The sequence below is a fragment of the Pseudomonas sp. TE31087 genome, from assembly GCF_057284075.1.
In genome coordinates this window covers 5,027,776-5,041,137 of sequence record NZ_JBXVNN010000001.1, presented here as the reverse complement: position 1 = coordinate 5,041,137, position 13,362 = coordinate 5,027,776, and the positions used below count along the sequence as shown (strand labels likewise).

Here is a 13,362-nt window from a genome sequence, read left to right as displayed (position 1 = left end):
CGTCAGCGCTGCCCGCCTGCCAGGGCGCCTGTCACGCCGCTCAACGCACCGCCAAGGCCACCGCCCTGCGTGCCGTTGGCGTTGACCAAGGTGCCGGCCTGGCCGACCGTTGCGCCCACCGCCGTTACCGTCGCGCCCAACTGGCTGACCGTCGGGTTGGCCGTGGCGCCGGTCAATTGCGTGCCGACGCTGCCCACCGCGCCACCGACCTGGTTCAGCAACCCGGCCACCGGCGCCCCCGCGCCCGTGCTGGCGCCGACCTGCTGGGTCACGCTGGACACACCGGCGACCACCGGATTGAGCCCGCTGCCCACTTGCTGGGTCAGTGCCGCGGCAGGGGTGCCCGCCGCCGTGTTGGTCACGCCGTTGCCGCCGAGCACCGGGCCCAGGCTGGCGACGCTGTTGCCTGCCTGCACCAGGCTGCCGCCGATACCGCTGACCGTCGGGCTGCCAATACTCGCGGCCAAGCCACTGCCGGCACCGGCCACCACGCCGCCAGCGGTTTCCAGCAGTCCGCTGCGCGGGCCGCCGGTGACGGGCGCCAGCCCGCTGGCGGTGCTCACAGTGGTGCCAGTATTGGCGACCGCCTGCCCGAGCGTGGTGCCCAGTGGATTACCCGTGCCAGCCAGTTGCTGGCCGGCCTGGTTCAGGACAGTGCCGGTTTGGTTCAACGTCTGGTTGAGCGGCCCGGCGAGCCCGGTCTGCCGGGTGACGTTGGCCGTGGTGTTTTCCACCAGCGAGACCACCGGCACCAGGGCATCGCTCGCGCCTTGGGTCACCCCGGCCAGCGGGCCGCTCGTGCCAACCGGCGAGAGGGTGTTGCCAAGCATGGTCACCGCCTGGCCAACCCGGTCGACGCCCTGCCCGGCCCCGACGACCAGCTGGTTGACCACCGGTACCTGCTCGACCGGCCCGTTGCTGGCCAGCCCGGTCACGCCCTGGCCAAGCCCTGAGACGCCGGTGCCCAGCTCGGCGGTGGCCGCGCCGACCACGCCGACGGTTGTACCCACGGCATTGTTGCCGGTGCCCAGTTGCCCCAGGCCGTCGCTCAGGCCACTGCCGACACTGTTCACCGCGTTGCCGGTGGACGACACCAGCGTGCCCACGCCGCCGGTCAGCGAGGTGTCGCCGGCGATGGGCAGCGAGCCGATTACCTGGCCGAGATTACTCACGCCGTCACCAACGCCGGAGACGGTGTTGCCCAGCTGATCGACCACCTGGCCGGTGACCAGGGCGGTGGGCGTGGTGCCACCGCCGGTGCCGCCATCGCCGCCGCCAGGCGTGGTGCCGCCGCCGGAGCCGCCGCTGCCCCCACCCGTGCCTGCGCTGCCATCGCCCGGGGTGCTGCCACCACCACCAGTGCCTGCGCCACCGTCACCGGCCCCGCCGCCCGAACCTCCAGCTCCCGCACCTGCGCCCGTGCCGCCGTCGGCCGAGGAGCCGTCGACCTCGCTGTGATGCCCGCCACCGCCACTGCTGCAACCGGTAAGGCCCAGGGACATGACCATCGTCAGCGCCGTTGCGGCCTTGATCCACGCTTGAGTGTTCATGGGAAGACTCCCGCTGCTGGTTGTTGTGCTTGCTACCAGCAGTGAAAGCCGAGGGGGGTGAGAGGGGTAGATTACAACTTGGTGTTAGTACCTGTGGGAGAGGGCCGGGGATGGAGGGTAAGGCTATGAATTTCTGATTGTTTCGCTGGGTGGATTGCGCATTGTGTCGAAAGGATTAGGCATAAATCATTATTACCGGTGACTGAGAGAGTGCTGGGGCCGCTGCGCGCCCCTTTCGCGACACAAGGCCGCTCCTACAGGGGAACGCGATCGTCTGTAGGAGCGGCCTTGTGTCGCGAAAGGGCTGCAAAGCAGCCCCAGCGACCTCGGAAAAATCGCCGATTCATCAGACTTTCCCCATTCCCTGTAGTCCATTTCCCAAACATACTCCCAAGCCCTTTCAAGCCATTGCGGTGGTCTGGGTTGGCCTCTAGTCTCGGGCAGTCGCTGCACAATCAGCGACCGGCTTTGACAGGCCGACTCAAATACGAACGCATGTCTATGCCGCTATGGCGGCTGTGCGTGGGGCATCTTCGGGTGCGCCGGGTTTCCTCTATTTGACCGGTCTGTCAACCCACGTACAGCTGCCACCCTTTGTTTGACAGCGAACGGTGATGGTTCCATCTCAAATTGAGGATTCATCATGCTAAAGATTGTCCCCGATCCACCCCACAACCCCCACTCCCTCGAAGACACCCTCATACAGGCCACCGAATACACCCTGTGCGCCTTGACCGTGGCCCATCATGCCGTGCAGCTCAAACCCAGGTCGCCGGCTGCCGTGTTGATGATGGAGTCGATGCATGAAATGGAGTCGCTGCGTGTGTTGCTCGAAGCGGCGTTGATCCAGGTACAGATGCCGGCGCAGGCGCCGACGTTGCACTAGGCCGCAAGGCATGTGCTGCCTGGTCGGGCCCTTTCGCGGGTAAACCCGCTCCCACAGGTCCACCTGTGCCTTGGGGCCAGCGCTGTCCCTGTGGGAGCGGGTTTACCCGCGAAGAGGCCCGCACAGGCACCGACCATTTCAGGGAGAGAATAATGACTACAGAAGACATCAATACCACCGTCGGCAAAACCAAGTTCTACCAAGGCGAAGGCATGACCGACCCGCAGTTCAGAACTGCCAACCTGCAGACGCTACCTGTCCCGCCATAACCGCCCCGCCGCTTGAACTGATGGCCTGAAGCTCAAGCGGCTCATCTATAGCGCCTATCAATTTTGCCAGTTTCCTAATAAACCGCCCCCCCTTAGCCTTGAAACCAAAATCACGGTAAATGTCTGAGGAAACGTCATGGCACCCGTGAAAGAAGCCAGACAGAATCAACACTCCACAACTCTGCTAAGTGTGGACAGAGCAGGTAGTGCCCTGACGACTCAAAACGTCCATCAGCGTAATAGCCGCAGCTATACGGTTTATGGTGACAAGCCTTCCGTGACTCCAGAAGCCTGCAAGACCGGCTTCGATGGTGAGCTGCTGGATGCCTTGGGCGGGCATTACTTGTTGGGAAATGGAGTACGCGCTTATGCTCAAACGCTAATGCGCTTCAGGTCGCCGGATGTGTTGAGTCCTTTTGGTGCAGGTGGAATAAACACCTATGCATACTGTTCAGGAAACCCAGCAAGTTTTGTCGACAGAACAGGTAGAGCTAGAGATAGAATACCTTCACTTACGGGCATGGCACAGACCGCTATATTTAGTTTCGACCCACTAATTAATTCTACCTTACCTTACCCTAAAGACAAACTGAAAGCCGTCAACAGTATTCTTGAAAATACATACGGCGGACCTATCGCTAAGAAAAACAAGTTAGGAATCTTCAGCACCGCCCTGAATCGGACCACATCAATGCCCACAGAGGATTTTGCCAGACATTGGTCGACAAGCGAATCAGACAACGGCCTTTCCAACGCTATATCCTTCAGCAATGCCGCTCAATTGCTGTTCACACTGACTACAGTCACTAGGGCGCCGCCCTTTTATATGAAAGCCTCATCAGAAAATGGCGGAGATCTTTTTGGAATAAAAGCTTTAGGCATGTACAAAACAGAAGAACAATTAGTATTCAACCTCCTCAGACCACATACCTCTCTTATCGCGACACTTCATGATCCCTCCACGCCGAGTTGGAGGAAAGGCATGATAGAAAATCTCTTGACTTCCAGGCACGATATAAAAGCAGGCATGAAGCAACTTGAAAATATATCGTCTGCATTCTTTCATGATTACCTTGCTTATCGCCAGCCAAGCCAACAAATGGCCAACCTCAGAAATCTGATAGCCAACTTCTGAAGTTCACGTCCCTATAGCCACATAATTATCCAGGGTCAGAATGATGGACGATGCCGACCTCGGCCTGAGGCATTGAAAATTACCGTTCCTACAGGAGGGTGTAAGTCAGCCTCACTCACTAACCTGAAACGCCACCCGCGCCGTCTCGCCGCTTTCATCCAACGCACTCAACTCAATGCTGCCGACCTGTTCGAATCGCACCGGCAGACTGTCCTGCCCTTGGGTCTCGCCCAACGGCTGCCCATTCAGGAACCACCAGCGCCGCCCCGCGCCGCCCAGGGCCGACACCCGCAACTGCAACGGCTCGTGACTGGTGGCCGGGCGGCGCAGGTTGTCGCCGGCGCGCACGCCGACGATCGACAGCGGCGGCGCGCTGGCCACCTGCTGTGGCGGGCAGGCCGGGTCCACGCTGGGCAGCCGCGCGGCACGGCGCTCGGCCCGGGGCAACCAGGGCTCCAGCGGGGCCGGCCACAAGGCAACGTCGTGGGCCTTGGCCCCGAGGCACCCGGCATCGACGCGCAGCCCCTGGTCGTTGAGCCACACCGTTTCGCGCAAGCCCAGCCCCAGGGGCTGGTCTGCCGCCAGCAAGGTTGGTGGGGTGGTGCCGTCCAGGGTCCAGGCGAAACGCTGGCGGCGGCAGTTGGGGTCCTGGCGGTTCATCGGCTGGCCCAGGGGCCAACAAATCGCCGCCACGCCCACCGACGCCGGCACCGGCTCGACCGGCACCTCGATGCCGCGCTGGCTGTCGCGATTGCTCAGCAGGTCGTGCACCTGCAGCATCAACGGCGCCGCCGAGGCCAGGCCGAACTGGCCCGGCACCGGGGTGCCGTCGGGGCGGCCGATCCACACACCGATCAGGTAACGCGGGCCTATGCCCACCGACCAGGCGTCGCGAAAGCCGTAGCTGGTGCCGGTCTTCCAGGCCAGTTGCGGGCGCTGCACCAGTTCGGCATGGAGGTCGCGGTCCGGCCGGGCCAGGCCGCTGAGGATGCGCCGGGTGATCCAGGCCGAGCCCGGTGACAGCAGGCGGCGCTCCACCAGCGGGTCCTGGGGTTGCAGGCGAATCTTCGCGCTGTTGCCGCCTCGGCCGAACGCGGCATAGCCACCGACCAGGTCTTCCAGGCGGCTGCCCGCGCCACCGAGGATCAGCGACAGGTTCGGCTCGGCCAGCGGCGGCAGCACCAGCGGCATGCCGCCCATGCGCATCTGCGCGGCGAAGCGTTTCGGGCCATAGGCCTCGAGCAACTGCACCGCCGGCAGGTTGAGCGACAGCGCCAGCGCCGAGCTGGCCGACACCGGGCCGCTGAAGCCCATGGAGAAGTTGCCGGGGCGGTAGTCGCCATAGCGCCGGGGCACATCCTGCAGCAGCGATTCGGAATGGATCAGGCCGTCGTCCATGGCCATGGCATAGAGGAATGGTTTGAGGGTCGAGCCGGGCGAGCGCAGGGCGTGGATCATGTCCACGTGGCCGAAGCGGCGCTCGTCACTCAGGTCGATGGAGCCGAGATAGGCGCGCACCGCCATGCTCTGGGTCTCCACCACCAGCAACGCCGCCGAGGTGCGCTCGGGCAGGCGCGCGCGCCAGCCCATCAGCAGGTCTTCGAGGCGCCGTTGCAGGGCGGCGTCGAGGGTGGTGCGGATCAGCGGCGGGCTGTCCGGGGTGTTCAGGCGTCGGGCCAGCAAGGGCGCCAGTGCCGGCTCCTGGCGGGGCGCCAGCAACAGCGGCTCTTCGCGGGCCTCGTCGATGCGCTGGGCCGGCCACACCTGGTACTCGGCCAGGCGCTGCAGCACCTTGTCCCGGGCGCGCTGGGCACGCTCGGGATGCCGGTCCGGACGCAGGCGGCTCGGCGCCTGGGGCAGCACGGCAAGCAGCGCGGCCTCGGCGGGGGTCAGGTGCTTCGGCGACTTGCCCAGGTAGGCCCAGCTGGCTGCGGCAACACCCTGCAAGGTACCGCCGAACGGCGCCCGGTTGAGGTACAACTGCAAGATCTCGGCCTTGGACAGGTGCCACTCCAGCTGCGCCGTGCGCCACAGCTGGCGCAGCTTGCCGGCCAGGGTACGGTCGTGCGGATCAAGCAGGCGCGCCACCTGCATCGACAGGGTGCTGCCGCCGGACACCACCCGCCCGCCGCGCAGGTTGAGCCAGGCCGCCCGGGCCAGGGCCATGGGGTTGACCCCCGGGTGGTGGTAGAACCAGCGGTCCTCGTAGGCCAGCAAGGCTTCAAGGTACAGCGGCGAGACCTCGTCCGGGCCGACCGGGTAGCGCCACACGCCGTCGGCGTCGGCGAAGCGCCACAGCGGCGTGCCGTCCTCGGCCAGCACCACCCGCGCCAGGTCGTCGCCCGGCATGGGCAACGGCCAGATGCGGTCGGCCAGCCACAGCAGGGCGATGGCCGCCAGCAGGGTGACGGCGCCACGCCGCAGCAGCTTGAGCAGACGCGGGCGCGCTAAGCTTGGCATCGGGAACCGACCGGGCCAGATGATGGCCAAAGGCTGGGAATCGCCGATTCGTTGATCAGGAAGCGACTATGCATGTAGAAGGTTTTTTCGAGTGGCTGGGCCAGGTTCTGGGTTCGGTGATCCGTTTCATCGTCGACGGCCTGAGCGGGTTGTTCAACCTGCTGGCCAACGCCGGTGGCAATTTCATCGACGGCCTGGCGCGCACGCTGGGTATGGACACCTCGCTGGTCAGCATCCTGGCGCTGATCGTTGGCCTGATGCTGCTGTATTCGGCGGTGCGCGCGTTCATGCGGGCATCGATCATTCTCGGGATCATCTGGGCGTTGCTGGGGTTGTGGGTGTTGAGTTGGGTCGTCCATTGAACGCCCTGCGCAGCCCAGTGTAGGAGCGGCCTTGTGTCGCGAAAGGGCTGCGTAGCAGCCCCGGCGATTCTCGCGTTGACGTCGAGATCGGGGGGCCGCTACGCGGCCCTTTCGCGACACAAGGCCGCTCCTACAGGGGGCGCGTGAACTCAGCGGGCGCGCACCACCATCTCGCCCTGGCTGTCGCCGATCGCCTGCAGGTTCGGCCGGTACATCGACTCCACCTGCGGCGGCGGGATGCGGTAGCTGCCCGGGGTCACCGCGCGGGCCAGGTACAGCAGGTGGGTGGTGCCATAGCTGTCGAGCTTGAGCGCGGCCACGTAGCGGTCGTCACGGTACTCCTGGTGCACCACGCTGGCGTTCTGCATCGACTCGCGCCACTGCTTCACCGCGCTGCTGGCGTTGTCCAGGCTGGCGGCGCTCTGCGCCAGGTTCTGGTTTTCCAGCTCCAGGCCCGCCGGCAGCAGGTCGACCACCAGGGCATCCGGCACCTGGTCCTGGGCCTTGAGCGCCAGGTGCACCAGCACCAGGTCGCCGCTGCGCAGGTTGCGCACATCCAGTGCCTGGCCGTTCATGCCCAGGTACTCGCGGCGGATCTCCATGCCGTTGCCGCTGGCGGCCGGGGCCTGGCGCGGGTAGCCGGACAGGGTCAACTGCTGGTACAGGGTGTCGCCACCCTGGTTCTGCACGGTCAACGGCGAGGCCAACAGCGGGCCTTCAAGCTTCATGCCCGAGTCGTTGTTGTCGAACTCGCGCACTTCACCGGCGCTGTCCAGGCGAGCTTTCCAGTTGCCTTCCGGCTTGCCCAGCAGGCCACGGCCGGCGAGGAACAGCGCGTTGCGCTCCTGGGTTGACAGCCAGCGGTTGGCGGCCAGCTCGTCGGACAGGCCGAACAGGCGTTGGTCGACCTGGTTGCCGGCAAGGTTGTTCTCCTGCAGCAGGGCGAGGATCAGCGCCTGGTCACGCAGGGCGCTGCCGTAGTCGGCCATCCAGCCTTTGCCGCGTGTCACGGCCAGGCCTGCCTGCAATGCCTGCTGCGAACGCTGCTTGTCGCCCATCTTGTCCAGCGCCACCGCCAGTTGCACCAGCGGCAAGCCGGAGCGTGCGTCAGAGCGGCGCTCGAACAGGCTGCGCAGGGCACCCAGCGGCGCCTGTTGGCTGCGCGCCAGCACCAGGCCGGCGTAGGCCTGCACGGCGAAGCGGGTGTGGTCGGCGTTCTGGCTGTAGTCGACTTCGATCAGGTTGCGCTCCTGCACATAACGCAGCAGGCGCTCGCTGGCCTTCTTCAGTACTTCGGCCGGCACGCCGTAGCCTTGCTCGCGGGCGCGCAGCAGGAAGTCGGTGACGTAGGCGGTCAGCCAGTACTCTTCCTCGCTGTCCGAGCTCCACAGGCCGAAGCTGCCGTTGTAACGCTGCATGCCCAGCAGGTGCTCGATGCCCATCTCGATCTTGCGCTTGCGCACATCGGTCGGCTCGCCCTGTGATGCCCAGGCGCTTGAGGCTGTCGGCATCGGCGTACAGCGACGGGTACAGGCCACTGGTGGTCTGCTCCAGGCAGCCGTAGGGGTAGGCTTCCAGGGCGCGGATCTGCTCGGCCAGGTTCAGCGGTGGGCGGCTCGACAACGCCAGGCTCGCTTCCAGGCCCGCTGGCTCGAACTCGGCCAGGTCGCTGTCCGGCAGGCTCCAGGGTTGGTCCTTCAGGGCCACGCGATAGTGCTTGAGCATCGCCGGGTAGGCCGGGCGCACACCGAGGGTCCATTCGCGTTCGAAGGTGTTGGCCGGCTCGCCCGGCAGTTGCAGACCATTGACCTGCACCCGCACCTTGCCCTGGCCCAGACCGCCCTGGGCCTGCACCGGGATCATCAGGGTGGTGCGCTGGCCTTCGGCCAGAGTGAAGTTCTGCTGGGCACCGCCAACCAGGCTCAACTGGCCTTCGGCGATCATCTGCACGCTCAGTTGCTGGTCGCGGCCGGACAGGTTGGCCAGGTCCAGCGCCAGCCGGGTGCGGTCACCGCCGGCGAGGAAGCGCGGCGCGGACAGTTCGGCGATCAGCGGCGCGGCGACCACGGTCTTGCCTTCGGCCATGCCGAAGTGTTCCTCGGTCCAGGCCTGGGCCATCAGGCGCAGTTCACCGTTGAAGTCGGGAATTTCGACAGTGGCCTGGCCTTCGCCCTTCTCGTCGAGGGTCACCGGCAGGCTCTGCTGGGCGACGATGGTCACCGTGGTGTTCGGGCGCTTGCCGCCCTTGGCCATGGCAGCGTCACCACCGAAGGCGAGGCTGGCCAGGCGGCCCTGGCCGGCCTCGATCAGCTGGCCGTAGATGTCCAGCTGGTCGGCGCCATAGGCCTTGCGGCCGAACAGGCTGGCGAACGGGTCGGGGGTCTTGAAATCGGTGATGTTGAGGATGCCCACATCCACGGCGGACAGCAGCACATGCACCTGCTTCGGCACGCTGCCGTCGGCGTTGACCGCCTTGAACTTCACGGTCAGCGGCTGCTTGGGTCGCATTTTCTCCGGCGCCTGCAGCGACACGGCCAGCTTGCGCTCGACGCGGTCCAGCGGCAGGTGCAGCACACCCACGGCGCGTTTCGGCGTGGCGTTGGCCTTGCGCTCGCCCGGGCGGATCACCATGGCGCTGATGTACAGGTCGTGGCGCGCCCACTTCTTGTCCAGCTCGACGTCGAAGGTCTTGCCCTCGGCAGGTACGTCGATCTCCTGCCACCACAGCGGACCATCGGCGGACTCGATCATCAGGTAGCCGCTGCCGGCGGCCGGCGGAGTGACGGTAACCTTGGCGGTGCCGCCTTCCTTGTAGGCGGGCTTGTCCAGGGCGATCTTGACCTGGTCGGGGCGCACGGCGCCGCCCTCGGCGTTGTCCTGGGCACGGTAGCCGGCCCAGAAGCGCGCGCTGGAGACCAGGCCGGTCTGCGGGTCTTCGACCTCGACGCGGTACGGGCCCCACTCCACCTGGAAGTTCAGCTTGGCGGTGGAGCCGGCCTTCACGCTGACGGTTTCCTCAGCCTGGGTGAGGAATTTCTCGTTGTAGTTGTAGCTCCAGCCATCGCTCTGCGAGTAGTTCCAGTAGTAGTCGCGGCGCTCGCGGATCAGGCGCACCTTCAGGTTGTCGGCGGCGAGCTTCTTGCCGTTGCGGTCGGCCACCAGGAACTCGAATTCCACCGGGCCATCGCCGTCGGTCTCTTCGCCGTCGAACAGGCCGCGCAGGCCCGGCAGGCGGTCAGCGGGCCAGATCGGCTGCTCCAGGCGCCGGGTGATCGGCCGGCCGCCGGACTCCTGCAAGCTGGCCTGCACGGTCAGTTGCAGCGGCGAGCGGGCCTCGGCCCAGCGGCTTTCGATATCGATGCGGGCCTTGCCGTTCTGGTCGAGGGTGACTTCGTCCAGCTCCAGGTCCTGGTTCAGGTCGGTCTCGGTGACCGCACCGAACTGGTAGCCCGGCAGCGTTTTCACCGCTTCGCGCAGCGGGCGCACGTAGGCCTGGCCGCTGAGGCGGTTGCCAGCAGCCGGCGCGCCGTAGAGGTAACGGCCATTGACCTGGATGCTGGCGGTCTCATCCGGCGCCAGCGGCGTGCTGCTGCCCTTGAGCTCCAGCGCCAGACGCTCGGGGAGGAAGTCCTCGACAAGGAATTCGTAGACCTGCTTGCGGCCACCGCCCATGTCCAGCAGCAGTTGCCAGCGGCCGGTCGGGGCCTCGCTGGCCAGTTGCAACTGGTACTGGAACAGGCCGTTCTTGTCGGCCTCCCAGACGAACTTGCGGCTGACCTGTTCGTCCGGGCGGCGCACTTCCACATTCACCGGCTGGGCCTTGACCGGCTTGCCGTCCTGGTCGCGCAACAGGCCGTTGAGCAGTACGGTTTCGCCCGGGCGATAGAGGTCGCGCGGGCCGAAGATGAAGAACTGCAGCGGGTTGGCCTGGGGGCCGGTGATGTCGAATTCGGCCAGGTCCAGGGCGGCGGTGTTCAGGCGCAGCAGGGTGGTGTGCACGCCCTGGGTGGCGATCAGGGTGTCGGCCTTGGCGGTGATCGGCAGTTGGGCATGGCCGTCGCCGTCGGTCTTGGCCTGGGCCAGCAGCTTGCCCTTGTCGTCGTGCAGCTCGAGGGTGACGTCCTTGAGCGCCTTGCCACCTTCCAGGGCCTGGCTGAACACGTCCAGGCGGTCGCGGTAACGGTGCGCGGAAACGCCGATGTCGCTCAGGGTGAACAGGGTCGCCGGCTGCGAATAGTCATAGGTGCCCGAGGCGCGCATCACCGCCAGGTACACGCCCGGCTCCTGCAGCGGCTTGATCCCGGCAATCGGCAGCAGCACGGTCTCGCGGGTGTTGCGCGCGGGGTTGAGGTCGAAGCGGCCGCTGTAGACCAGCTCGGCCATCTCCAGGGTTTCCTTGGACTGGTAGTAGTACAGGCTTGAGTTGCGGCCCCAGTTGACCAGGAAGCTGGAGAGCATGTCCGGCTTGATGCGGAAGAACTCGACATCGACCTTGTCGACGTTCAGGGCGATCACCGGCAGGCCTTCGGCCAGGCGCGTGGGCAGCAGCGAACCGCGGCTGGCGAAGCCCACGGTGGGCTGCATGTCGCGGGTCTCGAAGCGGCTGACCGATTCGGCCTCAAGCTGGTTGCCGTTGACCGAGAGCAGGCCCTTGTCGATGGTCAGGACCATCTTGCGCTGCGGCTCCAGGTGGCGCAGGCGCAGTTCCATCTGGTTGTCGGAGAGTTCCCAGGCACCGTCGACCTTGCCCTTGACGGTGTCGACCAGGTGCAGCTTGGCGGCGAAGTCCTGGTTGGCGTCCAGCGGCGCGGAGACGCTGACCGACAGGGTGCTGGCGCCGTCGAGCTGGACTTCCGAGACGTCCAGCACGGTCAGCTCGCGACCAGCGTAGCGTTTGGCAAGCAGCGCCGGGTCTTCGCGCTTGGTCGCCTTGGTTTCGGCGGGCGCAACGGCGGTAGCGGCATCGGCGGGGGCCGATGGCTTGTCCGGCGTGGAGGAATCACAGGCACTGAGCAAGGCCAGCGCGCAGGCCAGCAACAATCCTTTGTTGAGCATTTGAGAGGGGACTCTTCGGCAGCGTGTACGTGAGGGGGGCAACTATAGCGCAACGGTGCACGGCTTACCTGGCGATGCGCGGCAAGTGAGACCCTGTTCGCGCCGATTGGTTGCCTGGCGGGTACAATCCGTTCGGCCATCGCGGGGCAAGCCCGCTCCCACGAGATGAAGTGCACTTGCGTGGGAGCGGGCTTGCCCCGCGATGGCCCTACTGCATCCCGCTGGAGCCCGCATGTCTTCACTGTCCACCGCCTGGCGCGACCGCCCCACCCACCACAAGGTCTGGGCCCTGGCCGCGCCAATGATCCTGTCCAACATCTCGGTGCCGCTGGTGGCGCTGGTCGACAGCACGGTGATCGGCCACCTGCCCCACGCCCACCAGTTGGGCGCGGTGGCGGTGGGCGCCACGCTGTTCACCTTCATGGTCGGGCTGATGGGCTTCCTGCGCATGGGTTCCACCGGTTTCGCCGCCCAGGCCGCCGGCCGCGGCGACGGCGCCGCGCTGCGCCAGGTGCTGGTGCAGGGGCTGCTGCTGGCACTGGCCTTCGCCCTGCTGATCGGCCTGCTCGCCCTGCCCTTCAGCCAGCTGGCGCTGCACGCGATGCAGCCCAGCGAGGCGCTGCATGCCTCCACCGAGGCGTTCTTCCACACCCGCCTGCTCGGCCTGCCGGCGGCGCTGGCCAGCTACGCCCTGGTCGGCTGGTTCCTCGGCACGCAGAACGCCCGGGCGCCGCTGGCGATCCTGCTGACCACCAACCTGCTGAACATCGCCCTGAACCTGTGGTTCGTGCTGGGCCTGGACTGGGGCGTGGTCGGCTCGGCACGGGCCTCGGTGATCGCCGAGTGGAGCGCCGCCCTGCTCGGCCTTGCCCTCACCCGCCCGGCGCTGCGCGCCTACCCCGGGCACATTGCCTGGGCCGCGCTGAAACGTTGGCAGGCCTGGCGGCCCTTGCTGGCGGTGAACCGCGATATCTTCCTGCGCAGCCTGGCGTTGCAGCTGGTATTCCTGCTGCTGACCGTGCAGGGCGCCCGGCTGGGCGAAGCGACGGTGGCAGCCAATGCCCTGCTGCTCAACGGGCTGATGCTCACCGCCTATGCCCTCGATGGCCTGGCCCATGCGGTCGAGGCGCTGTGCGGGCATGCCATCGGCGCCCGTGATCGCGGCGCCCTGAAACGGGCGCTGGTGGTGGCCTGCGGTTGGTCGTTGATCGTCAGCCTGGGGTTCGCGGTGCTGTTCCTGCTGGGCGGCCATCTGTTCATCGACCTGCAGACCGATATCGCCAGCGTGCGCGAGGCAGCGTATCCGTACCTGCCGTATCTGGCGGTGCTGCCGTTGGTGGCGGTGTGGAGTTACCTGCTCGATGGGTTGTTCATCGGTGCGACGCGGGCGCGGGAGATGCGCAATGCGATGCTGGTGTCGGTGGTGATTGCGTTGCCCGTGGCGTTTGCCATGCGTGGATTCGGCAATCATGGGTTGTGGCTGGCGTTTCTGGGGTTCATGGCGTTGCGGGCGGGGACGCTGGGGTGGGTGGGGTGGCGGTTGCAGCAGCGGGATCGTTGGGTTCGGTGAAGCTGGGGCCGCGTTGCGGCCCTTTCGCGACACGAGGCCGCTCCCACAGGTACCGGGATTTCCACAAGGAATATG

6 protein-coding genes and 1 pseudogene are annotated in these 13,362 nt (G+C 66.2%); 4 read left to right on the top strand and 3 right to left on the bottom strand.

Annotated elements, in window-relative coordinates; translation table 11 throughout:
* Positions 1 to 2: 2 nt before the first annotated feature.
* Positions 3 to 1,550, bottom strand: a complete 1,548-nt coding sequence (locus tag ACZ899_RS22750) for a collagen-like triple helix repeat-containing protein (protein WP_234562280.1) — start codon at positions 1,548 to 1,550, stop codon at positions 3 to 5.
* Positions 1,551 to 2,193: 643 nt separating this feature from the next.
* Between ACZ899_RS22750 and ACZ899_RS22745 the strand changes: the two genes are divergently transcribed.
* Together ACZ899_RS22745 and ACZ899_RS22740 are read left to right on the top strand one after the other, a co-directional pair.
* Positions 2,194 to 2,436 (top strand): hypothetical protein, encoded by a 243-nt coding sequence (locus tag ACZ899_RS22745; protein WP_234562279.1) that lies wholly within the window; start codon positions 2,194 to 2,196, stop codon positions 2,434 to 2,436.
* 405 nt (positions 2,437 to 2,841) lie between these two features.
* Positions 2,842 to 3,840, top strand: a complete 999-nt coding sequence (locus ACZ899_RS22740; protein WP_234562278.1) for an RHS repeat-associated core domain-containing protein — start codon at positions 2,842 to 2,844, stop codon at positions 3,838 to 3,840.
* 111 nt (positions 3,841 to 3,951) lie between these two features.
* Here the strand turns inward: ACZ899_RS22740 and pbpC are convergent, their stop codons facing one another.
* Positions 3,952 to 6,300, bottom strand: coding sequence for a peptidoglycan glycosyltransferase PbpC (gene pbpC, locus ACZ899_RS22735; protein WP_234562277.1), 2,349 nt, complete (start codon positions 6,298 to 6,300; stop codon positions 3,952 to 3,954).
* A 68-nt stretch (positions 6,301 to 6,368) separates the two neighbouring features.
* Here pbpC and ACZ899_RS22730 point away from each other — a divergent pair, with 68 nt between their 5' ends.
* Positions 6,369 to 6,662 (top strand): hypothetical protein, encoded by a 294-nt coding sequence (locus ACZ899_RS22730; protein ID WP_110735938.1) that lies wholly within the window; start codon positions 6,369 to 6,371, stop codon positions 6,660 to 6,662.
* A gap of 149 nt (positions 6,663 to 6,811) precedes the next feature.
* Here the strand turns inward: ACZ899_RS22730 and ACZ899_RS22725 are convergent.
* A pseudogene (locus ACZ899_RS22725) lies at positions 6,812 to 11,717 on the bottom strand (alpha-2-macroglobulin family protein).
* Positions 11,718 to 11,949: 232 nt separating this feature from the next.
* On the opposite strand from ACZ899_RS22725, the gene ACZ899_RS22720 reads away from it, so the two are divergent.
* Entirely contained in the window at positions 11,950 to 13,287 is a 1,338-nt protein-coding gene (locus ACZ899_RS22720; protein WP_234562275.1) for an MATE family efflux transporter, read from the top strand.
* The last annotated feature ends 75 nt before the right edge of the window (positions 13,288 to 13,362 follow it).

Excerpts from the sequence above, each read along its gene's own strand:
- ACZ899_RS22750 (WP_234562280.1), bottom strand. The coding sequence starts at position 1,550 with ATGAACACTCAAGCGTGGATCAAGGCCGCAACGGCGCTGACGATGGTC.
- ACZ899_RS22745 (WP_234562279.1), top strand. The coding sequence starts at position 2,194 with ATGCTAAAGATTGTCCCCGATCCACCCCACAACCCCCACTCCCTCGAA.
- ACZ899_RS22740 (WP_234562278.1), top strand. The coding sequence starts at position 2,842 with ATGGCACCCGTGAAAGAAGCCAGACAGAATCAACACTCCACAACTCTG.
- pbpC (WP_234562277.1), bottom strand. The coding sequence starts at position 6,300 with ATGCCAAGCTTAGCGCGCCCGCGTCTGCTCAAGCTGCTGCGGCGTGGC.
- ACZ899_RS22730 (WP_110735938.1), top strand. The coding sequence starts at position 6,369 with ATGCATGTAGAAGGTTTTTTCGAGTGGCTGGGCCAGGTTCTGGGTTCG.
- ACZ899_RS22720 (WP_234562275.1), top strand. The coding sequence starts at position 11,950 with ATGTCTTCACTGTCCACCGCCTGGCGCGACCGCCCCACCCACCACAAG.